The organism is Aeromonas dhakensis (assembly GCF_002285935.1).
In the GTDB taxonomy this organism is placed as follows: Bacteria; Pseudomonadota; Gammaproteobacteria; order Enterobacterales; family Aeromonadaceae; genus Aeromonas; species Aeromonas dhakensis.
In genome coordinates, this window is sequence record NZ_CP023141.1 from 1,572,734 (window position 1) to 1,599,258 (window position 26,525).

Genomic DNA, 26,525 nt, shown 5'->3' on the forward strand with positions numbered 1-26,525 from the left:
GGGGCCCTTTTTCATGGCCGACCGCGACCATCCCTGTCTCGCCGGATGCCTGTTTTGGGAGAAGGGCCCCATCTGTTATCCCCCCGGTGGTATAGTCAGCCACAAGATCCGCATTCAAGGAGTCCGTCGTGAAGAAGATCATCTATATCCTGCTGGGGTTGGCGCTGGCGGCCGTGGTGGCCATCGCCGCCCTGGTGTCCCTCATCGATCCCAATCAGTTCAAGCCTCAGCTGGCGGAACAGGTGCGCAAGAGCACGGGCCGCGAGCTGGTGATGGAGGGGGCGATAGGCTGGCGCTTCTGGCCGAGCCTCGGTCTCTCCCTCGAGAAGGTGGCGCTGCGCAACCCCGCCGGTTTCGCCGAACCCGATCTGGTGAGCTTCGAGCAGGGTGAGGCCTCGGTGGGCCTGCTGCCGCTGCTCTCCCACCGGCTTGAGATAGGCAAGGTGACCCTGAACGGCGCCCACCTGTTTGTCCAGACCAGAGCCGATGGCAGCTCCAACCTGAGCGACCTGCTCACATCCTCTGCCGAGCCCAAGGGTGCTGATGCCCAGCCCTCCGGCGAGGGCCAGCCAGCCACAACCGCCCGTGACGAAAAGCCCTGGCAGATCAGCCTGCAAGGCATTGCGCTGGTGGAAGCCAGCGCCCTGGTGCGGGATGACCGCAGCGGTGCCGTCTCCCGGCTCGACCGGTTGGACCTCGATCTGGGGCAGCTGACCCCGGGGGAGTGGGTGCCCGTGACCCTGGCCGCCAAGGGGGCCCAGGGGGATCTGGCCTTTGATCTCAAGGGTCAGGCCCAGCTCAAACTGGCCCGGGAGGCCATCAAGAGCGAGCTCAAGGATCTCGACCTCAGCGGCAGTCTGAGTGATCCGGCCCAGCGGCTCGACGCCTTCTCCCTCAAGGCCGATCGGCTGGCGCTCGGGGAGTGGAGCAGCCTGACCCTGAGTCTGCAGGGGGCGCAGGGGGCGGCGGCCAAGCCGACCCTGGCCGGTACCCTGGAGGGCACCTTCAAGGCACGGCTCGATGAGAGCCGGCAACTGCTGGAGGTGTCGGATGCCGTGCTGGCCGCCAAGCTCAGCGGTGATGCCCTGCCACGTCCGCAACTGCAGGTGAAGCTGGCGGGCTTTGCCCGTGCCGAGCTCGACAAGCAGAACGTGACCCTGACCAACCTGGTGATGGGGGTGGATGACGCCCTGCTGAGCGGCAACGGCAGCGTGCAGCTGGGCGCCGTGCCCAGGGTGGAATTCGACCTCAAGGGGGAGGCACTGGATCTCGACGGCTGGCTCGGTCAGCCGGCCAAGGCCGCGCCCGCCGCGGCCAGTTCGGGCGCTGCAGCCCCGGCCGGGACGACGGCGCAGGCCGCCGCCCCCGCCGCCAAGGAGCTCTCCACGGCCGAACCGGATCTGACCGCCCTCAAGTCGGTGGATCTGGCCGGCCGGTTGCAGCTGGGCAGTGTGCGGTTGAAGGGACTGGATCTGAGCGCCGTCGACCTGCAGCTCGCCCTGGCCGGTGGCCAGCTCACCCTCAAGCAGTTCAGCGCCGGCGTGGCCGGTGGCAAGGTGACCGCCAGCGGCGTGCTCGATGCACGGCAAAAGCCGGCTCGCTATCAGGCCCACAAGCGGGTACAGGAGGTCGATGTGCGGCCGCTGCTGCAGACCCTGGCCCAGACCGATCTGCTGGAGGGCAAGGGGGATCTCGAGGTCGAGGTACAGGGGGCCGGCCTCTCCGAACTGGCGCTGCGCAGCCGGATGCAGGGCAAGGTGAACCTCAAGCTGAGCGATGGCGCCCTGCACGGCATCAACCTGGCGGAGATGATCCGCGAGGCGCGGGCCACCCTGACCGGCAAGGGGGTGGATCAGGTGAAGGAGGCGCGCAAGACCGACTTCAGCGCCCTCACCGCCAGCTTCCGGATTGCCGACGGGGTCGCCCAGAGCGACGACATCCAGCTCTTTGCCCCCGCTCTGCGGGTGAAGGGGCAGGGCCAGACCGCTCTGGTGCCGGAGACCCTCGATTTCCTGTTCCTCACCTCCGTGGTGGAGAGCAGCAAGGGGCAGGGGGGCAAGGATGTGGACGAGCTCAAGGACATCACCATACCTGTGCGTATCGGCGGCCACTGGCAGGCACCGAGTTACCGCCTCGACGTGAAGGCACTGCTCAGCAACAACAAGCTGCTGGAGGAGAAGGCCCGCAAGGAGGCCGAGCGCGGTCTCAAGAAGCTGCTGGGTGACAAGGCCGACAACGAAGGGGTGAAGGGGGTGGCCGATCAGCTGCTCAAGGGCTTGTTCAAATAGCCTAGCCCTGTTGTTTTATCGCCATGCAGAGCCCGCCCCGTGCGGGCTCTGTGCATTGTGGGGTGTTTAAACGGGATGCTGCCGGAGTTGGTAGCGAAAGAGAGGGGTGTTTGGGCCGGATAAAGATGGTATCACTGTGGTTTTACCAAGGAGCAGATGAATGAGTCGAAGTGAAATTGCAAGAGAGATATCCCATCCGGACTGGCCACTGGTCTGGCAGATCTACGGCAGCAGCTTTCCCCGCTACGAACAGCGCCAGCCGCAGCATCAGCAACGCAAGATGGGAGACTCCCGTTTTCACTGTCAGCTCTTTTATCAGGGCGAGCAGCTGCTCGGCTTTATCTTCTGGTGGGACTGCGGTGAGCAGATCTACATCGAGCATCTGGCCATCAACCCGGCCCTGCGCGGCCAGAACCACGGCTCACGCCTGCTTGCCGCCTTCTGCGAGACGGCGGGGCGCCCGGTCATCCTGGAGATAGATCCGCCAGAGGACGAGATTTCCCTTCGTCGGCTGCGCTTCTATCAGTCACTGGGTTTCTGCCTGAACGAGCATGACCATGTGCACCCGCCCTATCAGCCAGATTGCGAGGGACATGCGCTGCGGGTGCTGAGCTATCCGGCCCCGCTCGATGAGCAGGGCTATAAGCGCTTCAACAAGGTGCTGGTAGAGACAGTGATGGATCACGGCCCGGTTTGACACGGCCACCATCCATCTCGCAGTGTCACCATGCGCCACACGACCAGGAGGGGCCATGAACAAACGGGTGCTGATCACCGGCGGCGGCAGAGGCATTGGCGCCGCCACCGCCCGCCATCTGGCGGGGCAGGGCTATCATCTGTGCCTCAACTATCGCCATGACCAGGCCAGTGCCGAGGCGCTGGTGGCCGAGATCCTGGCCCACCATCCGGTCAGCTGCATCGCGGTGCAGGCCGATGTTGGGGTGGAGGCCGAGGTGGTGCATCTGTTCGAGGAGATGGACGCGCGGCTTGGTCCCGTCACCCATCTGGTCAACAACGCCGGCAGGTTGCAGCCGCAGATGCGGGTGCTGGAGATGAGCGCCGAGCGCATCAATCAGACCCTGACCACCAATGTCACCAGCTGCTTTCTCTGCTGCCGCGAGGCGGTGCGCCGGATGACGGCGGGGGGCGCCATCGTCAATGTCTCCTCGGCCGCCGCCCGGTTGGGTTCGGCGGGGGAGTACGTGGACTATGCCGCCGCCAAGGGGGCCGTCGACGTGCTGACCAAGGGGTTGTCGCTGGAGGTGGCGGCCCAGGGGATCCGGGTCAACGGGGTGCGTCCGGGTTTCATCTACACCGACATGCACGCCGACGGCGGCGAACCCGGTCGGGTTGACCGGGTGAAGGGGCAGATCCCGTTGCAACGGGGCGGTCAGCCGGCCGAAGTGGCCGCCGCCATCGCCTGGCTGCTCTCTGACGAGGCTTCCTACGTCACCGGCACCTTTATCGACGTGGCCGGCGGGCGCTGATCCTGACCCGAGAGTGAATACAACAAGGGGCGCCTCGGCGCCCCTTTTGTTTACTCCCCCAGCAGTTGTTGCCAGACCGCCAGCACATGGCCTCGTTCGGTCAGCAACTGGTCGTCCCCCACCTTGCGGGAGACCTCCGAGAGGTTGAGGCGATGGCCGAGGTTGCGGATCTCCAGATAGGCGTGCTTGAGCCCCTCTGCCTGCTCCAGGGTGAGCACCCCCGCCAGCACGCACTCGTCGAAGATGCGCACGTTATCGGACCAGCGGGTGAGCGCCTCGGGTTCGCCGCAGGCATGGGCCAGCACCAGGTACTGGGCGATAAACTCGATATCCACCATGCCACCGGGGGATTGCTTGAGGTCGAACTCGCCGGCGCCCGCCTTGAGCAGGTGATCCCGCATCTTGTGGCGCATCTCGCGCACCTCGCGGGCCAGGGTCGGCAGCGCCCGCTCCTTGGCCAGCACGGCGCGGCGAATGCGGGCAAACTCGGCGATCACCGCCTCATCGCCATAGATGGGGCGGGCCCGCACCAGCGCCTGATGCTCCCAGGTCCAGGCCTCGTTTTGCTGATACAGCTCGTAGGCCGACAGCGACGAGACCAGCAGGCCGGAATCGCCGGAGGGGCGCAGCCGCATGTCGATCTCGTAGAGGATGCCGGACGGGGTGCGGGTGCTGAACAGGTGCAGGATCCGCTGGGCCAGACGCAGGTAGAACTGGCGGCTGTCGATGGGTTTGCGCCCGTCGGTATAGCTGTTGGGGTCGCCGCCGTGCAGGAACACCAGGTCGAGATCCGAGCCGTAACCGAGCTCGATGCCGCCGAGCTTGCCATAGGCCACCACCGCAAAGCCGCGCTGATCGCTCACCGCCACCTCGGGCGGCACCCCGTAGCGCTCGCTCATCTGGGCCCAGGCCTGATTGACCACCTCTTCGGTGATCGCCTCCGCCAGCCAGGTGAGGTGGTCGCTCACCTTCATCAGCGGCAGGGCGCCGGCGATGTCGGCCGCCACGATGCGCAGCAGCTGCACCTGTTTGAACTGGCGCAGCGCCTCCATCTGCTGCTCCACGTCCTCTTCGGGGATGCGCAGCAGGAACTGGCGCAGCTGGGGCTTGTACTGATCGAGCGGGGTGGGGTGGTAGAGGTGCTGGGGATCGAGCAGCTCGTCCAGCAGGATGGGGTAGCGGGCCAGCTGCTCGCTCACCAGATGGCTGGCATCACAGAGCCGCACCAGCTGGCGCAGGGCGCCCGGGTTCTCCGCCAGCAGCTGCAGATAGGCGCTGCGGGTGAAGATGCGGGTCAGCAGCTCGCACACCCGCTCGAACAGGCGGGCGGGCTGCTCGCTGGCCACCACCAGTCGCAGCAGCTCCGGCATCAGCCAGTCCAGCGCAATGCGCCCCTGGGGGCCGACCTGACGGCGCTTGTACTCCTCCTTGAAGCGCAGCAGGGCACCGCAGAGCGGAACGGGCTCGGCCACCCCCTGCGCGGTCAGCAGTTGCTCCAGCTCGGCGGCGTCGAGCTCGGTGCGCCACAGATCGAGCCAGAGCTGCTCCAGATGGGCGGGTGCCTCTTTCTCTTCCCCCACCACGGCGGCGAACTCCTGATGGACGGCTGCCATCTCCTCGTCCAGGTGAGCCATGAAGGCACCCCAGTCCGTAAAACCCAGAGCAGCGATCAGCCGCTGGCGATCCCGCTCCTCGGTGGGCAGGGTCTGGGTCTGCTGATCGCCGATCTCCTGCAAGACGTTCTCGACCCGGCGCAGGAAGCGATAGGCCGTCAGCAGGCGGTCGCAGTGGTCGGCTTCGAGGGCGCCGCACCGGGCGATGGCGGCCAGCGCTTCCGGCAGGTGGCGCACCCGCAGGGCGGGCTCGCGGCCGCCGCGAATAAGCTGCAGCGCCTGGGCGATGAACTCCACCTCGCGAATGCCGCCGGCCCCCAGCTTGATGTTGCCCTCCAGCCCCTTGCGGCGCACCTCGGCGGCGATCATCGCCTTCATCTGGCGCAGGCCGTCGATGACGCCGAAGTCGATATAGCGGCGAAACACGAAGGGGCGCAGCATTTCGGCGAGCTCCACTGCGTGCTCGCATTGGGGGCCCAGCACCCTCGCCTTGACCATGGCGTAGCGCTCCCAGTTGCGGCCGTGGTGCTGGTAGTAATCCTCCATGGCGGCAAAGGAGATGGCGAGCGGCCCCGCATCGCCAAAGGGGCGCAGCCGCATATCGACTCGGAACACCTGACCATCCTGGGTGGGCTGGTGGAGGGCGTTGATGATGCGCTGGCCCAGCTTGATGAAGAACTGCTGGTTGGCGAGCTCGCGCCGCCCACCGACCGTGTAGCCGTTCTCGGGGAAGGTGAAGATAAGGTCGATGTCCGAGGAGAAGTTGAGCTCGCCACCACCCAGCTTGCCCATGCCGAGAATGAGCAGCGGCTGCGGGTTGCCGTTGCCGTCCATCGGGGTGCCCAGCTCGCCACACTGCTTGGCGTAGAGCCAGTCGCGGGCGGAGCAGATGAGCGCATCCGCCAGTTTGGTGAGGTGGATAAAGCTCTCTTCAACCTCGGCGTGACCCAGTAGTTCGCGCCAGGCGATCACCAGCATGCGGCTGCGGCGGAACTGGCGCAGGATGCGCTTGAGCGCCTCCTCGTCGTCCACCTGGGCCAGCAGGGCGGCCAGATCGCGTTGGTAGGCGGGCCAGCGCTCGGCCTGCTCCAGATCTCCGGAGGAGAGCAGCTCGGTCAGCAACGCCGGCTGTTTGAAGAGAGAGTCGGCGACAAAATCGGAGAGACCGAGCAGGGTCAGCAGGGTCTGGCGCACCGGCTCGGGTTGCGTGCCGTAGTCGGGGGCCAGTTCAGTCAGTCGTTGCCAGTGGCGCTGGGCCAGCTCCTGCAGCAGGGGGGAGAAGGCGGAGAAAGAGGGAGAGTGCTGGGCCACGGTTGCCGTCCTTGTGATTAACGAAACTGCCGGATAAAAAGCTGGCTGCCAATCTAGCACTGTCGGGCCCCCGCGTCACAGCGCAGGGGCGAGAAGCATGATCCGGCGGGAATTATCGGCAGCCGGCCGTTCAGGTGCGCTGGTAGATATCGGGGTGGTAGATCTCCATCAGGCTGCCGGGGCTGGCGGGCGGTGCGAAGCCGAAACCGGCGTAGAGGCCGTGGGCATCGGAGGTGGCGAGGGAGAGGCGGCGCAATCCCTGCAGCTCGGGATGGTCGAGTATGGCTGCCACCAGCGCCTTGCTGTAGCCGCGGCCGCGATACTCGGGCAGCACGAACACGTCGGCCAGATAGCCAAAGGTGGCGCGGTCTGTGATGACCCGGGCGAAGGCGACCTGCTGGCCGCCGAGGTAGCCGCCAAAGCAGAGCGAATGGTTGATGGCCCGCTGCAGGGTGGCAAGGGGAATGCCGCGACACCAGTAGGCTTGTTCAGACAGGAAACGGTGGATCAGCGGCAGGTCGAGCCGCCCCTGGTCGGCGCTGATTTCTAACGCAAGTTCTGTGGTCTGCATCCTGGCTCCTTGCCGCGATGAAAAAAGAAAGGCCCCTCGTGGGGGCCTTCCAGTCTAACCAGATTGTTGCGTGAAAGTCAGGCCAGTTTGAGGGGCTGGATAATGAGTGCTGTCCAGGGGCTGGCTGTGCTGAGCCATCCCTTCCTGTCTGTGCGATGACGCCCGTCAGGCCAGCTTGAAGGCCTGAATATGGGTATCCAGGGTCTGGCTGTGGCGCTCCACCAGTTCGGAAGCCTCCTGTAGCTCGCGCAGCACCACGACGGAGCCTTCCACCACCTGCTTGACCTGCTCCAGGTTGCCGCTCATCTCCTCGGCCACCGAGCTCTGCTGCTCGGAGGCGGCGGCGATCTGGCGGTTCATGTCGGCCACCCCCTGTACCCGTTGCACTATGGTGGCGAGCTGGTCGCCGGCCTGGGTCACCTGCTCCACTCCCTTGTCGGCCTGCTGCACGCTCTGAGCCATCAGCTCGGCCGCCTGGCGGGCGTTGCCCTGCAGCTGCTCGATCATCTTCTGGATCTCGACGGTGGCGGCCTGGGCCCGGTTGGCCAGCTCCCGTACCTCGGAGGCGACCACCGCGAAGCCACGGCCCGCTTCACCGGCACGGGCGGCTTCGATGGCGGCGTTGAGCGCCAGCAGGTTGGTCTGTTCCGAGATGCCGCGAATGGTGTCCACGACGGAGCCTATCTGATCGACCCCCTGTTCCACCTGGTTGACCACGGTGGAGGAGCGTTGAATGTTGCCGGAGAGGGTGTCGATGGTGTTGACGGTGGCAGCCACGCAGCGGCTCCCCTCTTCCGCCAGCTGGCTGGTTTCGGCGGTGGCGTGGGAGGCCTGCTCCGCATGGGCGGCCACCTCGCGGATGGCGCCCACCATCTGGCTCATGGCGCTGGCCAGCTGTTCAATCTGGGTGAACTCCTCGCTGATGGCCTCGTTGGCCTCCTCCATGCAAAGGGTCACCTGGGAGGCGATGTCGTTGAGCTCCTTGCAGGCGACGCGCTGGGTGCCGAACACCTCCTTGAGGTTCTCCTGGGAGTGGGCCACCGCCTTGGCGATGTCGCCGAATTCGTCACGGGACTTGAGCAGCACCCGGTGGCTCAGATCCTTGCGGGCGAAGCGTTCCAGCAACCCCACCAGATAGTGCACCTGCTTGACCATCAGGCGCGAGCCGGTCAGCAGCAGTACCACGAAGACCAGCCCCATGATGGCGGTCTCCATCAGCCCGGTCCAGAGCAGGCTGTTGGCGATGGTGTCTGCCTTGTCGGGGGCGATCCCTTCGCTGAGCAGGGTGGTTTCCAGATTGCTGGCGTCGAACCAGAGCTTGATCAGCAGCAGCACAGTACTGAACACCATGAGCAGTACCACTTTGGGTACCAGCCGGATATTGCTCATTCGCCTCTCCAGCGGGTTTAACTGCATAATATTTCTCCTTTTAATGACCGGTTTTCCTTTGTCCTCAGGACTATCGGCATTATCTTCCTTTTTATTAATTCGCACCGTGCCTAAAGTGGGAAAATGTATGCGCCATCACTTAACTCATCTACGCGCCATGGATCTGTTGATGGCGTTTCTGTCGGTGATCTCGGTTGTGCTGGTCACGGCCCGCTGGTGGGGTCATCAAACCCTGGCCCCCCAGACCCTGCAGCTCTTCTATGACGTCGACAGCCTGATCTGCTACTTCTTCCTCGGTCACTTCGCCTATGGCTGGATCCGGGCTCCCGACCGGATGGCCTTCTTCAAGGCCAACTGGTTCTATCTGCCGGGCAGTCTGCCCATGGTGGAGCAGCTGCGCTGGGCCCGGCTCATCCAGTTGTGGCGGATCTACCAGCTACTGCGGGATCAGCCGGATCTGCTGGCCATGTTTCGCCGCGAGCGCAACGAGACCACCCTCTCCGGCATCCTGTTCCTGTTCTTCCTGCTGCTGGGGGTGGGGTCAGGGGTGATGTACTGGGTCGAGTCGGGTCAGCCCGGCAGCCAGATCCAGACTCCCTACGATGCCTTCTGGTGGACGCTGGTGACCCTCTCCACCGTGGGGTACGGCGATCTGGTGCCCAAGACGGAGGAGGGGCGCTTCGTCGCCAGCCTGCTGATCCTGTTCGGGGTCGGTCTGTTCGGTGCCATCAGCGGTTTCATGGCCAGCCTGTTCCTGCAACCGGGACGGGGGGATGTGGAGCTGGAGAAGTGGCGCCATCACCAGAGCGCACAGCAGGATCTGCTGCTGCAGGAGCTGCGTGCCCTGCGGGCCGAAGTGAAAGCACTGAAACAGAAATAGGCAGCGGCGTCCGGAATGGTCGCGTCGCGATAGAGACAAGTTGCGAGCCACCTCTCAGCTCGGGGGGGAGCCCTTTTCTTTGCTTGTCCTTTGACCCGCCGGCGGCTTAACATTCGCCAGTCACCTAACCAAACGAAGAGAACCGATCGACCATGCGCGCCCTTCTCGGGATCCTGATCTGCTTGTGTGCCCAACAGGCACTGGCCGATACCCGCTATGTTTCAGACAACATCTTTACCTTTATTCACAATGGTCCGGGCACCCAGTACCGGATCCTTGGCAGCGTCAAGGCGGGTGAGCCGCTGGACGTCAAGGCAGTGAACAACGAGGCCGGTTTTACCCAGGTGGTGGACGGTCGCGGCCGTGAGGGCTGGATCAAGAGCAGCGAGTTGCAGGGCGAGATCAGCCTGCGCGAGCGGCTGCCCCAGGTACAGAAAGAGCTGGAAGAGGCCAAGGCCCGTCTGCTGAACCTCAACGGTGACAACGAGAAACGCTTCGCCGAGAAGGATGGCAAGATCGCCGAGCAGAGCAAGGAGATCGCCACTCTCAAGGCCCAGCTCGCCAGCCAGGGCGAGGAGATGGGCAACCTCAAGGAACAGAACGACGCCCTGACCCAGAGCTACGACAACCAGGAGCACGACATGCAGATGGACTGGTTCATCCGCGGTGGTGCCATGGTGGGTGGCGGCATCCTGCTCGGCATCCTGCTGCCCATGCTGCCCCGTCGCCGCAGCCGCGGTGATCGCTGGATGAACTGACAACCGCTGTCGGCAGCAGCGTGAAGGGTCGCCATGGCGACCCTTCTTTTTTGCCTGGCGAAAAATTGTATACAAAATAAGGCAATGAATTTTGCCTGGTAGGCATATGACGCCGATATAGTGCGCCATATGAGCCAATCAGCGATCTTTGTTAATAACAGGCAACAATTTCATTTCATCTATGGGTTGATATTGTATACATTATCGGCGTTTCGGCGGCACGGCCGCCTTCGTCGATATCAGCCCTAGGGCGTACAGGAAGACCCCATATGTTCAAAGCTACCCAAGTGCTTGCCGCTGACTACATTCCCTCCGATCTGGCCGCCCTGCGCGAAGCCATCACCCAGAACTACGTGGTGGATGAAAATGCCTATCTGGCCGAACTGTCGGCCATGCTGCCGGGGGATGGCGCCTCGCTGGAACGGGTGACCCAGCGTGCCCGCACCCTGGTAACCAAGGTGCGCAAGGAGAGCGGCTCCGGCGACGGCATCGACGCCTTCCTGCAGGAGTACAGCCTGGATACCCAGGAGGGGATCATCCTGATGTGCCTGGCGGAGGCGCTGCTGCGCATTCCCGATGCCGAGACCGCCGATGCCCTGATCAAGGACAAGCTCTCCGGCGCCAACTGGTCGTCCCATTTTCGCAAGAGCGACTCCACCCTGGTGAACGCCTCCACCTGGGGGCTGATGCTGACCGGCAAGATCATCAAGCTGGACAAGAAGCTGGACGGCAACCCGGCCAACCTGCTGGGCCGCATGGTCAACAAGCTGGGGGAGCCGGTGGTGCGCTCCGCCATGTACGCCGCCATGAAGATCATGGGCAAACAGTTCGTGCTGGGGCGCGACATGAAGGAAGCCCTCAAGGCGAGCCGCAAGTCCCGCGAGAAGGGTTACACCCACACCTATGACATGCTGGGGGAGTCCGCCCTGACCCTGGCCGATGCCGACAAGTATTTCGGCGACTACCAGCGCGCCATCGAGGCAGTGGGCGGCGAGCGCATCAGCGACGGCGGCCCGGCCCCCTCCATCTCCATCAAGCTGTCGGCGCTGCATCCGCGTTATGACGTGGCCAACCGCGAGCGGGTGCTCGGCGAGATGTGCGAGCGGCTGGTGGGGCTGGTGCGTCTGGCCCGTGACAAGGACGTGGCCATCAGCATCGACGCCGAAGAGATGGACCGCCTCGAGCTCTCCCTAGACTTGTTCGAGCAGCTCTATCGCTCCGACGCCAACCGTGGCTGGGGCAAGCTCGGCATGGTGGTGCAGGCCTACTCCAAGCGCGCGCTGCCGGTACTCTGCTGGCTCACCGCGCTGGCCCGCGAGCAGGGGGATATGATCCCGGTGCGGTTGGTGAAGGGTGCCTACTGGGACAGCGAGCTGAAATATGCCCAGCAGGCCGGCCTGCCCGGCTACCCGCTGTTTACCCGCAAGGCGGGTACCGACATCTCCTACCTCGCCTGCGCCCGCTACCTGCTGAGCGAGCCGACCCGCGGCTTCATCTCGCCCCAGTTTGCCACCCACAACGCCAACACAGTGGTCAGCATTCTGGAGATGGCCGGCGATCGCCAGTTCGAATTCCAGCGCCTGCACGGCATGGGGGAGGAGCTGCACAACGCCGTGCTGAACGAGCAGCCCGGTCTGCACTGCCGCATCTATGCGCCGGTAGGGGCTCACAAGGATCTGTTGCCCTATCTGGTGCGCCGCCTGCTGGAGAACGGGGCCAACACCTCCTTTGTCCACAAGCTGGTGGACCCCAACACCCCGGTCGACTCCCTGGCCGAGCACCCGCTGCGCACCCTCAAGCGCTACTCCAGCCTGGCCAACGACCGCATTCCGCAGCCGGTGAACCTGTTCAGCGACCGCAAGAACTCCAGCGGCGTCAACATGAACATCGTCTCCATCCAGCGCCCCTTCTTCGCCAAGCTGAAGGAGCTGGAGAGCAAGCAGTGGCTGGCGGGCCCCATCGTCGATGGCGAGACCCTCAAGCGCAACGAGGCCCGCGTGGTGCTGAGCCCGCAGGATGTGAGCCAGCTAGTGGGCAAGATACACTGGGCCGACGAGCAGGCGGTGGAGCAGGCGCTGGCCTCGGCTCATGCCGCCTTCCCGCGCTGGCGCGAGACCCCGGTGAGCGAACGTGCCGCCGCCCTTGAGAAACTGGCGGATCTGCTGGAAGCGAACCGCGAGCAGTTCATCTCCCTCTGTACTCGCGAGGCGGGCAAGCTGCTGCAGGACGGCATCGACGAGGTGCGCGAGGCGGTGGACTTTTGCCGCTACTACGCGGTGCAGGCCCGCGGCCTGATGGGGCAGGCTACCCTGCTGCCCGGCTACACCGGCGAGATGAACGAGCTGTTCCTGCAGGGCCGCGGCGTGTTCGTCTGCATCAGCCCGTGGAACTTCCCGCTGGCCATTTTCCTGGGCCAGGTCGCCGCGGCGCTGGCCACCGGCAACACCGTCATCGCAAAGCCTGCCGAGCAGACCGGTCTCATTGCTCACCTGGCGGTGACCCTGGCCCATCAGGCCGGCATTCCCGGTGACGTGCTGCAACTGCTGCCGGGTGACGGCGCCACCGTGGGTGCCAAGTTGACGGCGGATGCCCGCATTGGCGGCGTCTGCTTCACCGGCTCCACCGAGACCGCCAAGCTCATCAACATGACCCTGGCCCGGCGCGATGGCGCCATCCTGCCGCTCATCGCCGAGACCGGTGGACAGAACGCCATGATCGTCGACTCCACCGCCCTGCCGGAGCAGGTGGTGCGCGACGTGGTGAGCGCCGCCTTCCAGAGCGCCGGCCAGCGCTGCTCCGCCCTGCGGGTGCTCTACCTGCAGGAAGAGATCGCGCCGCGGGTGCTGGAGATCCTCACCGGTGCCCTGCAGGAGCTCAAAGTGGGCAACCCGGCCGAGCACAACACCGACGTCGGCCCGGTCATCGACGCCGAGGCCAAGGCGGGGCTGGATGCACACCTGGTGCACATGATCCCGCGTGCCCGCCTGATCGCCCAGGCGCCGATGCCGGCCGTAACCCTGGGTGGCCACTTCGTGCAGCCGACCGCGCTGGAGATCGGTTCCATCCGCGAGCTGACCCGCGAGCAGTTCGGCCCCATCCTGCACGTGGTGCGCTACGCCGCGCGGGATCTGGACAAGGTGATCGCGGATATCAACGGCACCGGCTACGGCCTGACGCTGGGGATCCACAGTCGCAACGAATCCCATGCCGAGGAGCTGGCGAGCCGCATCAACGTGGGCAACGTCTACATCAACCGCAACCAGATCGGCGCCATGGTCGGGGTGCAACCGTTCGGCGGGCAGGGCCTCTCCGGCACCGGCCCCAAGGCGGGCGGCCCCCACTATCTGAGCCGCTTTGTGACCGAGAAGACCCGCACCATCAACACCACTGCGGTGGGCGGCAACGCCTCCCTGCTGGCGATGGGCGACGCCTGAGCGACCGTGACCGACATCAGGCCGCCTGCGGGCGGCCTTTTTCATGGGCGTTCTCATGAGCATTGAAAAGCCGCCATCTTGGGGTCGCCACCCGGCTTGCCGCGTCTTAATATGGTGGCCGGTTGTCGCTTTCATCCGTCACCGCCGCCCAGCCCCGGGCGCGCATTCCGACCGACGTCACAACAAAGAGTGCTGCATCTATGCCATTAACCGAACAGGCCCGCTGGTTCGTGCTGGGGGGCGATCACCTCGTCCTGCTGGATGACCAGGGGCGCATTCCACAAGGCCCCCGCGCCTGTCTGCCCAGCCACTTGCAGCATGCTGCCTTTGAGCGCTTTGACGAGTGGGACGGGCTGCCCTGCCTGCTGCTGGATCTGGGGGACGCGGCAGACCCCGCGCCCCTGACCCCCCTGCGCCAGCTGATGGTGGCCGGGGATGAAGAGGGCTTTCGCCTGACCGGCCGCGCCTGGCAGCTCGCCACCTTTCGCCGCACCCACCGTTTCTGCGGCGAGTGCGGCGCCCCCATGAGCCCGAAGGTGGGGGAGTGGGCACAAGGGTGCCGCCATGGCCACGTCGTCTATCCGCGTATCTCCCCCTGCATTATCGTGGCGGTGCGCAAGGGGCCCGCCATCTTGCTGGCGGCCCACCGCCGTCACTATCAGGCCGAGGATCCCATGTATACCGTGCTGGCCGGCTTCGTGGAGGCGGGGGAGAACCTGGAGCAGTGCGTGGCGCGGGAGGTGTTCGAGGAGAGCGGCATCCGGGTGGCCAACGTGCGTTACGTTGCGAGCCAGCCCTGGCCGTTTCCCCACAGCCTGATGATGGGCTTCACCGCCGATTATGAGAGCGGCGAGATACGGGTGCAGGACGAAGAGCTGGTGGCGGCCGATTTCTTCGAGGCCGACGGGCTGCCACGGCTGCCGCCCCACGGCACCATAGCGCGGCGACTCATCGCGCTCTGCCTCGACGACCAAGCTTGAGGGATGCAAAGAGGGGCGCTTGTTTGCGCCCCTTCACATCTTTGCACTCCAACGGCGGCGGCAGGCGTTTGAGCCGCCCCCCGCCGCGCACAAAGTGGTATCATATCCGCCATTTTATGCTGGATATGAACTCAGGAACTGGGATGAAAGAGCTGAAGAACGATCGTTACCTGCGTGCCCTGCTGCGCCAGGAAGTGGACATGACCCCGGTATGGATGATGCGCCAGGCTGGCCGCTATCTGCCGGAATACAAGGCCACCCGCGCCCAGGCGGGGGATTTCATGTCCCTGTGCCGCAACGCCGAGCTGGCTTGTGAAGTCACCCTGCAGCCGCTGCGCCGCTATCCGCTCGATGCCGCCATCCTCTTCTCCGACATCCTCACCGTGCCCGATGCCATGGGGCTGGGTCTCTATTTCGAGCAGGGTGAAGGCCCGCGCTTCGAGCGTCCGATCACCTCCATGGCCGACGTGCAGGCGCTGCCGGTGCCGGATCCGGAAGATGAGCTGGGCTACGTGATGAACGCGGTGCGCACCATCCGCCGCGAGCTCAAGGGCGAAGTGCCGCTCATCGGCTTCTCCGGCAGCCCCTGGACCCTGGCCACCTACATGGTGGAGGGGGGCAGCTCCAAGGCGTTCACCAAGATCAAGCAGATGATGTATGCAGAGCCCATGACCCTGCACCTGCTGCTCGACAAGCTGGCCGACAGCGTCATTGCCTATCTCAACGCCCAGATCAAGGCCGGCGCCCAGGCGGTCATGGTGTTCGATACCTGGGGCGGCGTGCTCACCCCGCGCGATTACCGCGACTTCTCCCTGCAGTACATGCACAAGATCGTCGATGGTCTCATCCGCGAGCACGACGGTCGCCGCGTGCCGGTCACCCTGTTCACCAAGAACGGTGGTCAGTGGCTGGAGCAGATCGCCGCCACCGGTTGCGATGCGCTGGGTCTGGACTGGACCACCGACATCGCCGACGCCAAGCGTCGGGTCGGCGACAAGGTGGCGCTGCAGGGCAACATGGACCCCTCCATGCTCTACGCCAGCCCGGCCCGCATCCGTGAAGAGGTCGCCTCCATCCTGGCCGGTTTCGGTCACGGCAATGGCCATGTCTTCAACCTGGGTCACGGCATTCATCAGGATGTGAACCCGGAGCATGCCGGCGTGTTCGTCAACGCGGTCCACGAGCTGTCAGCCCAGTACCACGGCCGCTGAGCGCCGCCGACAGCACAATGAACAACGGGGCCTGCGGGCCCCGTTTTGCTGCCTGCGGCGGGGGCTGCATCCTGACCGTCGCTCGGGTTACACTGCAACCCGGTAGAGGGCGGTCGACTTAAGGCGGGCACGGCAGTGCACTCCGGAGTTGGCGCCCTGCGGTCATGGCTGGAGGCAGGATGAGCAACAGGTTGTTGGATTGGGGTATCGACCTTGGCGGTACCAAGTGCGAGTGCGTGGTACTGGAAGGGGACGAGGTGCTGCTGCGCCATCGCATTCCCACCGAGCGTGCCGGCGGTTATGACCACATGATCGGCCAGATCGCCAAGCTGGTGGCAGAGTGCGCCGACAAGCTCGGCCAGCGGCCGGCCCTCATCGGCATGGGGACGCCGGGGGCGCGGGATCCGCAAACCGGCCTGATGAAGAACTGCAACACCACCGAGCTCAACGGCAGGCCGTTCAAGGAAGATCTGGAGCGCCGGCTCGGCGTGCCCGTGCTGATCGCCAACGACGCCAACTGCTTCGCGCTGGCGGAAACCCATCTGGGGGCGGTGCGCCAGCACCATCCCGACGCCAAGGTTGTGTTCGGCATCATCATGGGCACCGGGGTCGGCTCCGGTATCGTCATCAATGGCCGCATCCTCAACGGCCACCACGGCATCGCCGGCGAGTGGGGCCACAACGTGCTCTCACCCGACGGCCCCGAGTGCTACTGCGGCAAACGCGGCTGCGTCGAGACCTTCATCAGCGGCCCGGCGCTGGAGGCCTGGTACGAGGCCAAGGCCAAGCGCCGCCTCCCGCTGGCCAAGATCGCGGCGGTGATGGCTCACGACCACGTGGCCAAGCTCACCATCGACCGGCTGCATCTGCTGTTTGGCCAGGCGCTGGCCAACGTGGTCAACATCCTGGATCCGGATGTGATCGTCATCGGCGGCGGGGTCGGCAACGTGCAGAGCCTGTACCGTGCCGGACGGGAGACTATTTTGCCCTTCCTCTTTAATCCCCGCTTCGCCACCCCCATTATTGCTCCAGCCCTGGGGGACAGCGCCGGGGTATTCGGGGCGGCACTGCTGGCCCGCGGTGAATTTCAGGATGCCCTGCTGTCGTGAGTCAGCCATCCGCTTGTCCCTTTGTCCATGCTGAGGACCCGGAATTTTCATGATCAAGATTGCCATCAACGGGTACGGGCGGATCGGCCGCAACGTGCTGCGGGCCCTCTACGAGAGCGGCCGCGACAAGAACATCAAGATAGTGGCCATCAACGAGCTGGCCGCCCCCGAAGCCATGGTGCACCTGACCCGCTTCGACACCAGTCACGGTCGCTTCCACCATCCGGTGCAGCTGGCCGGCAACAGCATGCTGGTGGGGGAGGATCTCATCTCCCTGTTTGCCGAGAAAGACCCGTCCAGATTGCCATGGCGGGCGCTGGGGGTGGATGTGGTGCTGGATTGCACCGGGGTGTTCGGCTCGCGAGCCGATGCCGAGCTGCATCTGGCGGCGGGGGCGGGCAAGGTGTTGTTCTCCCATCCGGCCGAGGCGGATGTGGACGCCACCATCGTCTACGGAGTCAACCATCAGGTGTTGACCGGGCGCGAGCGGATCGTCTCGAACGCCTCCTGCACCACCAACTGCGTGGTCCCCGTCATCGAAACATTGCATCGAGAATTCGAGATAAATTGTGGTACTATTACGACAATTCATTCGGCCATGCATGATCAGCAAGTCATCGATGCCTACCACAGCGACTTGCGCCGAACCCGCGCCGCCAGCCAGTCCATCATCCCGGTGGATACCAAGCTGGCCAAGGGGTTGGAGCGGATCCTCCCCCACTTCGCCGGCAAATTCGAGGCGATCGCGGTACGGGTACCGACCATCAATGTAACGGCAATGGATCTCAGTATTACTGTTCGTAAAAAAGTGACGGTTACTGACGTAAATCAAGCCCTGCAACGGGCATCCAGAGGTACATTAAGCGGTATTCTGGATTACACGGAAGAGCCACTGGTCTCCGTAGACTTTAATCATGATGCTCACTCCTGCATCATTGATGGTACCCAGACCCGGGTCAGCGATGCCAACCTCGTCAAGATGTTGATGTGGTGTGATAACGAATGGGGCTTCGCCAACCGCATGCTGGATACCACCCGGGCCATGATGGCCGCAGGCTGAGAGCCTGCACCGGGCGCAAGGTTACTGTTTTTAACATTACCTGAAAATATAGAGGACTGAATATGTCTGTTATCAAGATGACTGACCTGGATCTGGCGGGCAAACGCGTTCTGATCCGTGCTGACCTGAACGTGCCGGTAAAAGACGGCAAGGTCACCTCCGATGCACGTATCGTTGCGACTCTGCCGACCATCAAGCTGGCTCTGGAAAAGGGCGCCAAGCTGATGATCACCTCCCACCTGGGTCGTCCGACCGAGGGTGAATACAACGAAGAATTCTCCCTGGCTCCGGTTGTCAACTATCTGAAAGACGCACTGTCCTGCCCGGTTCGTCTGGCCAAAGACTACCTGGATGGCGTAGAAGTCGCCGCCGGTGAGCTGGTTGTGCTGGAAAACTGCCGTTTCAACAAAGGCGAGAAGAAGAACACCGAAGAGCTGGCCAAAAAATACGCCGCCCTGTGTGACGTCTTTGTAATGGATGCGTTCGGTACTGCTCACCGCGCCGAAGGCTCCACCTACGGTGTGGCCCAGTTTGCACCGGTCGCCTGTGCCGGTCCGCTGCTGGCGGGTGAACTGGAAGCCCTGGGCAAAGCCATGCTGAAGCCTGAGCGCCCGATGGTTGCCATCGTTGGTGGCTCCAAGGTCTCCACCAAGCTGACCGTACTGGAATCCCTCTCCAAGATCGCTGACCAGCTGGTGGTCGGTGGTGGCATCGCCAACACCTTCATCGCTGCTGCCGGTCACAACGTCGGCAAGTCCCTGTGCGAGCACGACCTGATCGACACCGCCAAGAAACTGGCTGCCGAAACCAACATCCCGGTGACCACCGACGTGGTTGTCGGTGCCGAGTTCTCCGAGTCCACCCCGGCCACCATCAAGTCCGTCTCTGACGTGACCGACGGCGACATGATCTTCGACATCGGCCCTGACTCTGCCAAGGCCCTGGCCGACATCATCATGAACGCCAAGACCATCCTGTGGAACGGCCCGGTCGGCGTGTTCGAGTTCGACCAGTTCGCCAAGGGTACCGAAGTGATCGCTCGCGCCATCGCTGAATCCCCGGCCTTCTCCATCGCTGGCGGTGGTGACACCCTGGCCGCCATCGACAAGTTCGGCATCGCCGACAAGGTCTCCTACATCTCCACCGGCGGCGGCGCCTTCCTGGAGTTCGTGGAAGGCAAGGTACTGCCGGCTGTTGCGATTCTGGAACAGCGCGCCAAAGCCTAATTGACCCGAGACGGGGGGCAAAAGCCTCCCGTTTCGTTTATCATGTGGCCGCTGTGCCGGTTCATGATGAACCCCCCATTTTTTATTAACGGCATACGAGACAGGACGATTAAACATGTCTAAGAAAATTTTCGACTTCGTAAAACCGGGCGTGATCACTGGTGATGACGTTCAGAAAGTGTTCGCCATCGCGAAAGAGAACGGCTTCGCTCTGCCGGCAGTCAACTGCGTCGGTACCGACTCCGTGAACGCCGTGCTGGAAGCTGCCGCCAAGGTGAAAGCGCCGGTTATCGTTCAGTTCTCCAACGGTGGTGCTGCATTCACCGCTGGTAAGGGTCTGAAGCTGGAAGGTCAGCAGGCTGCCATCATCGGTGCCATCTCCGGTGCCAAGCACGTGCACGCCGTTGCCGAAGCTTACGGTGTACCGGTCATCCTGCACACCGACCACGCTGCCAAGAAGCTGCTGCCGTGGATCGACGGTCTGCTGGAAGCGGGCGAGAAGCACTTCGCTGAAACCGGCAAGCCGCTGTTCTCCTCCCACATGCTGGATCTGTCCGAAGAGTCTCTGGAAGAGAACATCGACATCTGCTGCGAGTACCTGACCCGCATGGCCAAGATGAACATGACTCTGGAACTGGAACTGGGTTGCACCGGCGGCGAAGAAGACGGCGTCGACAACAGCCACATGGATCAGTCCGCTCTGTACACCCAGCCGGAAGACGTGGCCTACGCCTACGAGCGTCTGTCCAAGATCAGCCCGCGCTTCACCATCGCTGCCTCCTTCGGCAACGTGCACGGTGTCTACAAGCCGGGTAACGTCAAGCTGACCCCGTCCATCCTGGACGCTTCCCAGAAGTACGTGTCCGAGAAGTTCGGCATCCCTGCCAAGTCTCTGGACTTCGTATTCCACGGTGGCTCAGGTTCCACTCTGGAAGAGATCCGCGAGTCCATCTCCTACGGCGTAGTGAAGATGAACATCGACACCGACACCCAGTGGGCGACCTGGGAAGGCATCCTGGACTTCTACAAGACCAACGAAGCCTACCTGCAAGGTCAGCTGGGCAACCCGGAAGGTGCCGACAAGCCGAACAAGAAGTTCTACGATCCGCGCGTATGGCTGCGTGCCGGTCAGACTTCCATGATCAAGCGTCTGGAACAGGCTTTCTCCGACCTGAACGCCATCAACGTACTGTAATTCGTTACAGCACCTTGATTGCATGAAAAGGCGCCCTGCGGGGCGCCTTTTGCATGAGCGCGGATCGCGATGGGCGGTCTGCTCGTGACAAGGCGTCCTTTGGGACGCCTTTTGCATTTCTGTGATCCCGGCGGGCTGGATTGGCGACGGGGGCCTGCGTATTATCGATGACAGGCCGTTTATTTTAGTAAACGCAACGGGACCAGGGCAGGATGCTGAACATGCAGGGAAAGCACAACACACATCAGGAACACGTGGCCTCCTATTACGCGGCCACCCGCAATGACAATCAGCAGTGGCCAGAGCTCAGCGGGGAGTGCAATGCCGAGGTCTGCATCATAGGCGGCGGCTTCACCGGTCTCAATACCGCCATCAATCTGGCCGAGGCGGGCTACAAGGTGGTGCTGCTGGAAGCCAACCGTATCGGCTGGGGCGCCTCCGGGCGCAACGGCGGTCAGCTCATCCGTGGCATCGGTCACGACACCAGCCAGTTCGCCCGCTGGATTGGTGAAGAGGGCGTGCGCGAGCTGGATTTGATGGGGCTGGCGGCGGTCGAGCTGGTGCGCGAGCGCGTCGAGCGCTTCAACATCGACTGCGACCTGCGCTGGGGCTACTGCGATCTCGCCACCCGTCAGCGCCATCTGGCCTGGTTTGCAGAGGAGGCGGCGCACCTGGCGAGCCTCGGCTACCGGCACGAGCTGAAACTGGTGGCGCGCGAAGATATGCATAGCGTGGTGGGATCAGATCGCTACATCGGCGGCATGATCGACATGGGCTCCGGCCACCTGCACCCTCTCAATCTGGCGCTGGGTGAGGCACGCGCGGCGGCCAGCCTGGGAGTGGCCCTGTTTGAGCAGTCCAGAGTGGTGCATATCGACTATGGCGATCGGCTGCAGGTCACCACGGCCCACGGCCGGGTCAGCGCTGACTACCTGGTGATCGGTTGCAACGCTTATCTTAACGACCTCAACCCCGAGCTGGGGGGCAAGGTGCTGCCGGCGGGCTCCTACATCCTCGCCACCGAGGTGCTGGAGAAACGGCTGCGCCAGCGGTTGCTGCCCCAAAACATGGCGGTGTGCGATCAGAACGTGGCGCTCGACTACTACCGCCTCTCCGCCGACGGCCGCCTGCTGTTTGGCGGGGCCTGCAACTACTCGGGACGGGATCCTCGCGACATCAAGGCCTTCATGCTGCCCAAGCTGCTGCGGGTGTTTCCCGAGCTGGCGGAGACCGCCATCGAGTTCCAGTGGGGCGGCATGATAGGCATAGGAGCCAACCGGCTGCCCCAGATCGGCCGCCTGGCGGATCATCCCAACGTCTTCTATGCCCAGGCCTATTCCGGCCACGGCCTCAACGCTACCCACATGGCGGGCAAGCTGGTGGCAGAGGCGATCAGGGGGGAGAGCCGGGGGCTGGATCTGTTTGGCCGCGTGCCGCACATGACCTTCCCCGGCGGCCCGGCGCTGCGTTCGCCCTTGCTGGCGCTCGGCATGCTCTGGTATCGCTTCAAGGATCTGTTCTAAGCGAGTCAGGGCTTGCCACGGCTCGGCAAGCGGTTGCCGCCCCGTTTGCTGGCCAGCCGGATTAATCCTGCCGTTGCCTCGCTTTATAGTCGGAGTTGTCAAAAATCCATCATGCGCCAATTTCTTGTGCTGATCAGAGGAACACACTGGATTGGCGCGGGGTTTGCCATCTGTGAACGGGGTTCGAGCCGCTGAGGATCAGCGGCGGCCCCGCTCAGGAGATCAGGACAATGACAACAAACGTAACAGCCGCGGGAAGCGTCGGATCGCTGGCGCAACTGCTGGCAACGCGCAGCGGCGAACGGCAGGAGAGACCAGAGATGCCGCCCCCGCCGCCCCCCGGTGCGAGCAACAAGATGGAGCAGGATCTCAAGTCGGTGCTGGCCGAGCTGGGCCTGTCGGGCAAGAGCGAGGAAGAGAGCGGTGAGAGTACCGAGAGTACCGCCGCCAGCGGTGGTTCACTCGATTCCTTCATGGCGAGCCTGATGGATGCCCTGCACGCTCAGCAGGAGGGGAGCAAGGCCATCGCCACTGGCAGCAATGACAATCCCATGAAGCTGGATCTGCAGAGCCTGCTGGGTCAGCTGGATGGGGAAGGGGAGCCTGGCAGCGAGGTGAGCGCCCTGCAGAGTCAATTCTCCAGCCTGCTGGAGAGCAGCGGCAACAGCGGTAGCGGGGTGACTCTGAAGGATCTGCTGTCGGCCTTTGCCAGCAAGATCCCGAGCGACGCGCCCGACCGGAAGGGTTATATGGTGGATACCCAGGCCTGAGTCGGCCCGGGTTGCCTGGCCGGGGCCGCGTCAGTGAGCGGGCTCGGCCAGACGCCAGCCCTGTTCGGTCTTCATCATCCACACTTCGGCCTGCTGGGGCAGCACCTGGCCCGCCTCGAACTCGCCGTATTTGCGTTCCAGCTCCATCAGCCCCATCTCCTGCTGGAAGGGACCGACCCTGTCATAGACCAGATCCTCGTCCTGCAGTACCTGCAACTGCTCCAGCCCCCGCTTGAAGTGGAGCTGGTAGCTCACCTTGACCAGATAGACCCCCTCCATGCGCTCTTCCTTGTCCAGGATGGCGAAGTCGCTGATCTCGAACAGATTGGCGTCGGTGTCGGCCTGCAGCTTGGCGGTGACCTGGGTCCGGATTGCCTCTTCACCTGGACCTGCGTAACAGCCATAGAGCCAGAGGGCCAGCAGGGGGATGAACCACTTTTTCATCAAAACTCCGGACGAACGAGACGGGAAAGGGCAAATTTTGCCATGCTGCCGACCATATACAAGGGATTGCCAGAAAAATCAGTCAGTAAGGGGCGAGAGGGAGGGGGCGTGTCCGGAAGGGGCGGGGTCGATGGTGCGCTCCAGCACGATCGCCTCGGCCCGGTAGCCGGCCAGCTCGCGGCGATAGCGCTCGGTGAACCCTCGGCGCTGCCAGAAGGACAAGGCGACCTCATTGCTGGCAATGACCGACAGCCGCAGCCGGGTTGCGCCCCAGGAGCGAGCCAGCGTGCAGGCGTGCAGATAGAGCGCCTGACCGCGGCCGGCCCCCTGCCAGGGCTCGCCCACCAGCAGTAGCCCCAGATAGGCGGTGGTGGGCTCGGGATAGTCGCGCAGCAGATCGAGCACTGCGGTAAGCTCCCCCGCCTCCCAGCACCCGATCACCTGTTTGGCAGAGAAGGGCAGCGTCGGCGGACAGGCCGTGAGCGCCTCCTCTGCTGCCTGGGCGCAGAGCGGCGCGTGACTTATCGCCGCCTGATAGGTCGGAGCCTGTTCGAACAGCCGCTGCAGGGCGGGCGCATCGCTTGCCTGCAGCTGACGCAGTTCAGTTGGCATCGCCAATCCTGTCCAGCTGACCGAGGAACTCGGCGGGCCCCATAAAGCCGGTCACCCGCTGGCCGCTCACTTCATTGCCGGCGCGGTCGAAGAAGATCAGGGTTGGCAGGCCCAGCACGTTGAGACCGTTGAGCAGTTCCACATCGGCATCGTCGTTGGCGGTGACGTCCGCCTGCAGCAGTACCATCTGGCCGAAGCGCTCGCGCACGGCGGGGTCGCTGAAGGTCTTGTATTCGAACTCCTTGCAGGCCACGCACCAGTCGGCATAGAGATCGAGCAGCACCGGCTTGCCGCGGGCGGCGGCCAGCTGGGTCTTGAGATCGTCCAGGGTCTTGATGCGGATGAAGGCCGGCGTCTCGGCCTGGGCGGCGACGCTGGCGCCCGGGGAGGGCAGCAGCAGATCCTTGCCCACCACCACGGCGCTGATCATCGCCAGCAGCAGCACGAAACCGCGCAGGCTGCGCCCCACCGAATGTTGCTGGTGCTGGTTGTGATGGTAGAGGTAGCCGCACAGCAGCAGCCCCCAGCCGAGCCAGGCCAGGGTGGCGACCTGATCGCTCCACAGCCTGGAGAGCAGCAGGATGGGCACCGCCAGCAGCGCAAACCCGAACAGCTGCTTGATCACGTCCATCCAGGCGCCCGCCTTGGGCAGCAGTTTGCCGCCCGAGGTGCCGAGCAGCAGCAGCGGCAGCCCCATCCCCAGCGACAGGGCGTAGAGGGCCGCGCCGCCGAGCCAGAGATCGCCGCTCTGGGCCACGTAGATGAGGGCGCCGGAGAGGGGGGCCGTGGTGCAGGGGGAGCAGACCAAGCCGGAGATCATCCCCATGATGCCGACCCCGAGTACGGAGCCGCCCTGCTGGCGGTTGGAGAGACCGGAGAGTCGGGTCTGCAGGCTGCTCGGCAGCTGCAGGGTATAGAGCCCGAACATGGAGAGGGCCAGCAGCACGAACATCACCGAGAGCCCGATCAGCACATAGGGGTGCTGCAGCGCGGCCTGGAATTTCAAGCCTGCCGACGCCACCACCAGCCCGAGCAGGGTGTAGGTGACCGCCATCCCCTGCACGTAGACGAAGGAGAGCAGGAAGGCGCGGCGGGTGGAGAGGCGATGGCCGGCCCCGGCGATGATCCCGGTCAGGATGGGATACATGGGGAAGACGCAGGGGGTGAAGGCGAGGCCGAGCCCCAGTGCGAAGAAGGCGGCGACGCTGAGCCAGAACCCCTGGTTGCCGAGGGCGGCCGCCAGCTGATCCTGCTGACTGCTGGCCGGGGCCGGCGTAGGCGCATCGACCTGGTCATGCGGTGGTTCGGCGACGAGGGGCTCGACGGCGATCCGCTTGTCGGTCGGGGGATAGCAGAGGCCATCGGTACAGCCCTGATAGCTGATCTTGAGGCTAGCCTGCTGGCCCGCCTTGGTCAGGGTGACGGGGATCTGCACCTCCCGGTAATAGACCTGGGTCTTGCCGAAGAAGTCGTCTTCATGATCGGTGCCGGCGGGCAGCACCGGCTCCTCGAAGGCGAGGTTCTCGCCCTGGAAGCTGAAACGGTGGCGGTAGAGATAGTAGTCGTCGGCGATGCGCAGGCGCAGCAGCAGCCGGTTGCCCTGCTGTTCGCTCTCGAGGACGAACGCCTCGTCCACCTTCAGGAATTTGGGCTGGGCACTGGCCTCGATGCCGAGGGCACTCAGCAGATCCGTGCTGCTGGCGCGGGCTGGCAGTGAGCCCAGCCCGGCCAGCAGGGCGCAGAGCAACAGCAGGGGAGAGAGCAGACGAAACGGCGTCATGAGGTTTCCTGTTTTATCCAGTCGAGATAGGGCTGGTGGCCCTGGCTTGTGGGCAGCGCCAGGATCTCGGGCACCTCATAGGGGTGATGAGCAAGAATGCACTGGCGCAGCGGCTCGAACAGGGCCGCTTGCGACTTGATGATGAGCTGGACCTCCGTGGCCCGCTCGATCCGGCCCTGCCAGCGATAGACGGAGGTGAGGCCGGGCAGCTGGTTGATGCAGGCCGCCAGCCGCCGATCGAGCAGTTGTTCGCAGATGAGGTCGGCACTGGCCTCATCCGGGCAGGTGCAAAGCACCAGAATGGCGTCAATCATGGTGAAATTTCTCGTCCGTACCGGGCGGCAAGGCGCCCGCAAACCAGTGGCTACTATACCTAGCGACGGGTCAAATAGCATCTGGCGCACTTTGTGGCTGCGACATGAAAATAAGTGGGGGACATGAGATAGACGCTGTCAGAGCGACAAGGCAGAATGAGCGGGCTTGTTCCCATTCGACGTAAGGAAATGTATGACCCAACAGAATGAGCAGCAGAGAAACCGCATGTTGAGCCTGTTGCGCGAAGGTGAGCGCCGTATGTTGGTGCAACTGGCCGGTCTGCTGCGTACCAGTGCCGATGAAATCAATGCCGAGCTGGAAAAAGAGGAGTTGCTGGAGACCCTGGAGCAACCGGTCACGGTGGAGTATCTCAACGGCGTGGTGCAACACCATCTGTTCGAGCGCCTGCACAAGGGTGACATGGTGGCGGCCCAGCGTCTGCTGACCCAGTACCAGAGCGACCTTGAGGCCATGCTGACCCAGGAGGCCGAGGCAGAGGCCCAGACCGAAGAGCTGAAGGCACAAGCCTGAAGGCTACGGCAGGCCCGCCGGGCTTGTCCTCCCCCAGC

Annotated in this window: 22 protein-coding genes; 15 read left to right on the forward strand and 7 right to left on the reverse strand. The window is 64.0% G+C overall.

Annotation, left to right across the window (positions count from 1 at the left end):
* Positions 1-128: 128 nt before the first annotated feature.
* The 3 genes from CK627_RS07750 to CK627_RS07760 all read left to right on the forward strand — a co-directional run bounded on the left by CK627_RS07750 (position 129) and on the right by CK627_RS07760 (position 3,775).
* Positions 129-2,288 (forward strand): AsmA family protein, encoded by a 2,160-nt coding sequence (locus CK627_RS07750; protein WP_095592055.1) that lies wholly within the window; start codon positions 129-131, stop codon positions 2,286-2,288.
* A gap of 160 nt (positions 2,289-2,448) precedes the next feature.
* Positions 2,449-2,985 (forward strand): GNAT family N-acetyltransferase, encoded by a 537-nt coding sequence (locus CK627_RS07755; RefSeq protein ID WP_095592056.1) that lies wholly within the window; start codon positions 2,449-2,451, stop codon positions 2,983-2,985.
* 55 nt (positions 2,986-3,040) lie between these two features.
* Positions 3,041-3,775, forward strand: coding sequence for an SDR family oxidoreductase (locus tag CK627_RS07760; protein WP_095592057.1), 735 nt, complete (start codon positions 3,041-3,043; stop codon positions 3,773-3,775).
* A 50-nt stretch (positions 3,776-3,825) separates the two neighbouring features.
* Here the strand turns inward: CK627_RS07760 and glnE are convergent, their stop codons facing one another.
* From glnE to CK627_RS07775, 3 genes are all read right to left on the reverse strand, one after another.
* Positions 3,826-6,699, reverse strand: a complete 2,874-nt coding sequence (glnE, locus tag CK627_RS07765) for a bifunctional [glutamate--ammonia ligase]-adenylyl-L-tyrosine phosphorylase/[glutamate--ammonia-ligase] adenylyltransferase (RefSeq protein WP_167385305.1) — start codon at positions 6,697-6,699, stop codon at positions 3,826-3,828.
* Positions 6,700-6,829: 130 nt separating this feature from the next.
* Positions 6,830-7,270, reverse strand: a complete 441-nt coding sequence (locus tag CK627_RS07770) for a GNAT family N-acetyltransferase (protein ID WP_019839866.1) — start codon at positions 7,268-7,270, stop codon at positions 6,830-6,832.
* A gap of 165 nt (positions 7,271-7,435) precedes the next feature.
* On the reverse strand, positions 7,436-8,686 hold the full coding sequence (locus CK627_RS07775; protein WP_005309321.1) for a methyl-accepting chemotaxis protein: 1,251 nt from the start codon (positions 8,684-8,686) through the stop codon (positions 7,436-7,438).
* Between the two features lie 31 nt (positions 8,687-8,717).
* On the opposite strand from CK627_RS07775, the gene CK627_RS07780 reads away from it, so the two are divergent.
* From CK627_RS07780 to CK627_RS07830, 11 genes are all read left to right on the forward strand, one after another.
* On the forward strand, positions 8,718-9,539 hold the full coding sequence (locus tag CK627_RS07780) for a potassium channel family protein (RefSeq protein ID WP_017764773.1): 822 nt from the start codon (positions 8,718-8,720) through the stop codon (positions 9,537-9,539).
* Between the two features lie 152 nt (positions 9,540-9,691).
* Positions 9,692-10,297, forward strand: a complete 606-nt coding sequence (locus CK627_RS07785; RefSeq protein ID WP_005309324.1) for a TIGR04211 family SH3 domain-containing protein — start codon at positions 9,692-9,694, stop codon at positions 10,295-10,297.
* 269 nt (positions 10,298-10,566) lie between these two features.
* Complete coding sequence (putA, locus tag CK627_RS07790; protein ID WP_095592059.1) at positions 10,567-13,731, forward strand: bifunctional proline dehydrogenase/L-glutamate gamma-semialdehyde dehydrogenase PutA; 3,165 nt, start codon at positions 10,567-10,569, stop codon at positions 13,729-13,731.
* Between the two features lie 200 nt (positions 13,732-13,931).
* On the forward strand, positions 13,932-14,711 hold the full coding sequence (gene nudC, locus CK627_RS07795; protein ID WP_095592060.1) for an NAD(+) diphosphatase: 780 nt from the start codon (positions 13,932-13,934) through the stop codon (positions 14,709-14,711).
* Positions 14,712-14,854: 143 nt separating this feature from the next.
* Positions 14,855-15,922: a uroporphyrinogen decarboxylase gene (gene hemE / locus CK627_RS07800; RefSeq protein WP_024943205.1), complete on the forward strand. Its 1,068-nt coding sequence runs from the start codon at positions 14,855-14,857 to the stop codon at positions 15,920-15,922.
* Between the two features lie 179 nt (positions 15,923-16,101).
* Positions 16,102-17,031 (forward strand): ROK family protein, encoded by a 930-nt coding sequence (locus tag CK627_RS07805; RefSeq protein WP_095592061.1) that lies wholly within the window; start codon positions 16,102-16,104, stop codon positions 17,029-17,031.
* 49 nt (positions 17,032-17,080) lie between these two features.
* Positions 17,081-18,091 carry an erythrose-4-phosphate dehydrogenase gene (epd, locus tag CK627_RS07810; protein ID WP_054544128.1) on the forward strand — a complete coding sequence of 337 codons (1,011 nt, stop codon included), beginning with the start codon at positions 17,081-17,083 and terminating at the stop codon, positions 18,089-18,091.
* A 62-nt stretch (positions 18,092-18,153) separates the two neighbouring features.
* Positions 18,154-19,317: a phosphoglycerate kinase gene (locus tag CK627_RS07815; RefSeq protein ID WP_017764769.1), complete on the forward strand. Its 1,164-nt coding sequence runs from the start codon at positions 18,154-18,156 to the stop codon at positions 19,315-19,317.
* 115 nt (positions 19,318-19,432) lie between these two features.
* Positions 19,433-20,512 carry a class II fructose-bisphosphate aldolase gene (fbaA, locus tag CK627_RS07820; protein WP_005309342.1) on the forward strand — a complete coding sequence of 360 codons (1,080 nt, stop codon included), beginning with the start codon at positions 19,433-19,435 and terminating at the stop codon, positions 20,510-20,512.
* 221 nt (positions 20,513-20,733) lie between these two features.
* Entirely contained in the window at positions 20,734-22,035 is a 1,302-nt protein-coding gene (locus CK627_RS07825) for an NAD(P)/FAD-dependent oxidoreductase (RefSeq protein ID WP_095592062.1), read from the forward strand.
* A 230-nt stretch (positions 22,036-22,265) separates the two neighbouring features.
* Positions 22,266-22,805 carry a hypothetical protein gene (locus tag CK627_RS07830; RefSeq protein WP_236660577.1) on the forward strand — a complete coding sequence of 180 codons (540 nt, stop codon included), beginning with the start codon at positions 22,266-22,268 and terminating at the stop codon, positions 22,803-22,805.
* Between the two features lie 30 nt (positions 22,806-22,835).
* Here CK627_RS07830 and CK627_RS07835 read toward each other — a convergent pair whose 3' ends face one another.
* From CK627_RS07835 to cutA, 4 genes are all read right to left on the reverse strand, one after another.
* Positions 22,836-23,249: a hypothetical protein gene (locus CK627_RS07835; protein WP_005309347.1), complete on the reverse strand. Its 414-nt coding sequence runs from the start codon at positions 23,247-23,249 to the stop codon at positions 22,836-22,838.
* Positions 23,250-23,327: 78 nt separating this feature from the next.
* On the reverse strand, positions 23,328-23,861 hold the full coding sequence (locus CK627_RS07840; protein WP_095592063.1) for a GNAT family N-acetyltransferase: 534 nt from the start codon (positions 23,859-23,861) through the stop codon (positions 23,328-23,330).
* Complete coding sequence (locus CK627_RS07845; protein WP_095592064.1) at positions 23,851-25,641, reverse strand: protein-disulfide reductase DsbD; 1,791 nt, start codon at positions 25,639-25,641, stop codon at positions 23,851-23,853. The genes CK627_RS07840 and CK627_RS07845 overlap by 11 nt, the downstream gene beginning before the upstream one ends.
* A complete protein-coding gene (gene cutA, locus CK627_RS07850; protein ID WP_157737160.1) occupies positions 25,638-25,955 on the reverse strand; it encodes a divalent-cation tolerance protein CutA in 318 nt (105 codons plus the stop codon). The genes CK627_RS07845 and cutA overlap by 4 nt, the downstream gene beginning before the upstream one ends.
* 193 nt (positions 25,956-26,148) lie before the next feature.
* Between cutA and CK627_RS07855 the strand changes: the two genes are divergently transcribed.
* Complete coding sequence (locus tag CK627_RS07855; protein ID WP_019839856.1) at positions 26,149-26,487, forward strand: hypothetical protein; 339 nt, start codon at positions 26,149-26,151, stop codon at positions 26,485-26,487.
* The last annotated feature ends 38 nt before the right edge of the window (positions 26,488-26,525 follow it).

What these genes read in the sequence shown, in the direction of transcription:
- CK627_RS07840 (WP_095592063.1), bottom strand. Translation starts at nt 23,861, where the DNA reads ATGCCAACTGAACTGCGTCAGCTGCAGGCAAGCGATGCGCCCGCCCTG.
- CK627_RS07770 (WP_019839866.1), bottom strand. Translation starts at nt 7,270, where the DNA reads ATGCAGACCACAGAACTTGCGTTAGAAATCAGCGCCGACCAGGGGCGG.
- CK627_RS07785 (WP_005309324.1), top strand. Translation starts at nt 9,692, where the DNA reads ATGCGCGCCCTTCTCGGGATCCTGATCTGCTTGTGTGCCCAACAGGCA.
- CK627_RS07845 (WP_095592064.1), bottom strand. Translation starts at nt 25,641, where the DNA reads ATGACGCCGTTTCGTCTGCTCTCTCCCCTGCTGTTGCTCTGCGCCCTG.
- cutA (WP_157737160.1), bottom strand. Translation starts at nt 25,955, where the DNA reads ATGATTGACGCCATTCTGGTGCTTTGCACCTGCCCGGATGAGGCCAGT.
- CK627_RS07815 (WP_017764769.1), top strand. Translation starts at nt 18,154, where the DNA reads ATGTCTGTTATCAAGATGACTGACCTGGATCTGGCGGGCAAACGCGTT.
- nudC (WP_095592060.1), top strand. Translation starts at nt 13,932, where the DNA reads ATGCCATTAACCGAACAGGCCCGCTGGTTCGTGCTGGGGGGCGATCAC.
- fbaA (WP_005309342.1), top strand. Translation starts at nt 19,433, where the DNA reads ATGTCTAAGAAAATTTTCGACTTCGTAAAACCGGGCGTGATCACTGGT.
- CK627_RS07855 (WP_019839856.1), top strand. Translation starts at nt 26,149, where the DNA reads ATGACCCAACAGAATGAGCAGCAGAGAAACCGCATGTTGAGCCTGTTG.
- CK627_RS07835 (WP_005309347.1), bottom strand. Translation starts at nt 23,249, where the DNA reads ATGAAAAAGTGGTTCATCCCCCTGCTGGCCCTCTGGCTCTATGGCTGT.
- epd (WP_054544128.1), top strand. Translation starts at nt 17,081, where the DNA reads ATGATCAAGATTGCCATCAACGGGTACGGGCGGATCGGCCGCAACGTG.
- putA (WP_095592059.1), top strand. Translation starts at nt 10,567, where the DNA reads ATGTTCAAAGCTACCCAAGTGCTTGCCGCTGACTACATTCCCTCCGAT.
- hemE (WP_024943205.1), top strand. Translation starts at nt 14,855, where the DNA reads ATGAAAGAGCTGAAGAACGATCGTTACCTGCGTGCCCTGCTGCGCCAG.
- CK627_RS07775 (WP_005309321.1), bottom strand. Translation starts at nt 8,686, where the DNA reads ATGCAGTTAAACCCGCTGGAGAGGCGAATGAGCAATATCCGGCTGGTA.
- CK627_RS07830 (WP_236660577.1), top strand. Translation starts at nt 22,266, where the DNA reads ATGACAACAAACGTAACAGCCGCGGGAAGCGTCGGATCGCTGGCGCAA.
- CK627_RS07805 (WP_095592061.1), top strand. Translation starts at nt 16,102, where the DNA reads ATGAGCAACAGGTTGTTGGATTGGGGTATCGACCTTGGCGGTACCAAG.
- CK627_RS07760 (WP_095592057.1), top strand. Translation starts at nt 3,041, where the DNA reads ATGAACAAACGGGTGCTGATCACCGGCGGCGGCAGAGGCATTGGCGCC.
- CK627_RS07825 (WP_095592062.1), top strand. Translation starts at nt 20,734, where the DNA reads ATGCAGGGAAAGCACAACACACATCAGGAACACGTGGCCTCCTATTAC.
- CK627_RS07755 (WP_095592056.1), top strand. Translation starts at nt 2,449, where the DNA reads ATGAGTCGAAGTGAAATTGCAAGAGAGATATCCCATCCGGACTGGCCA.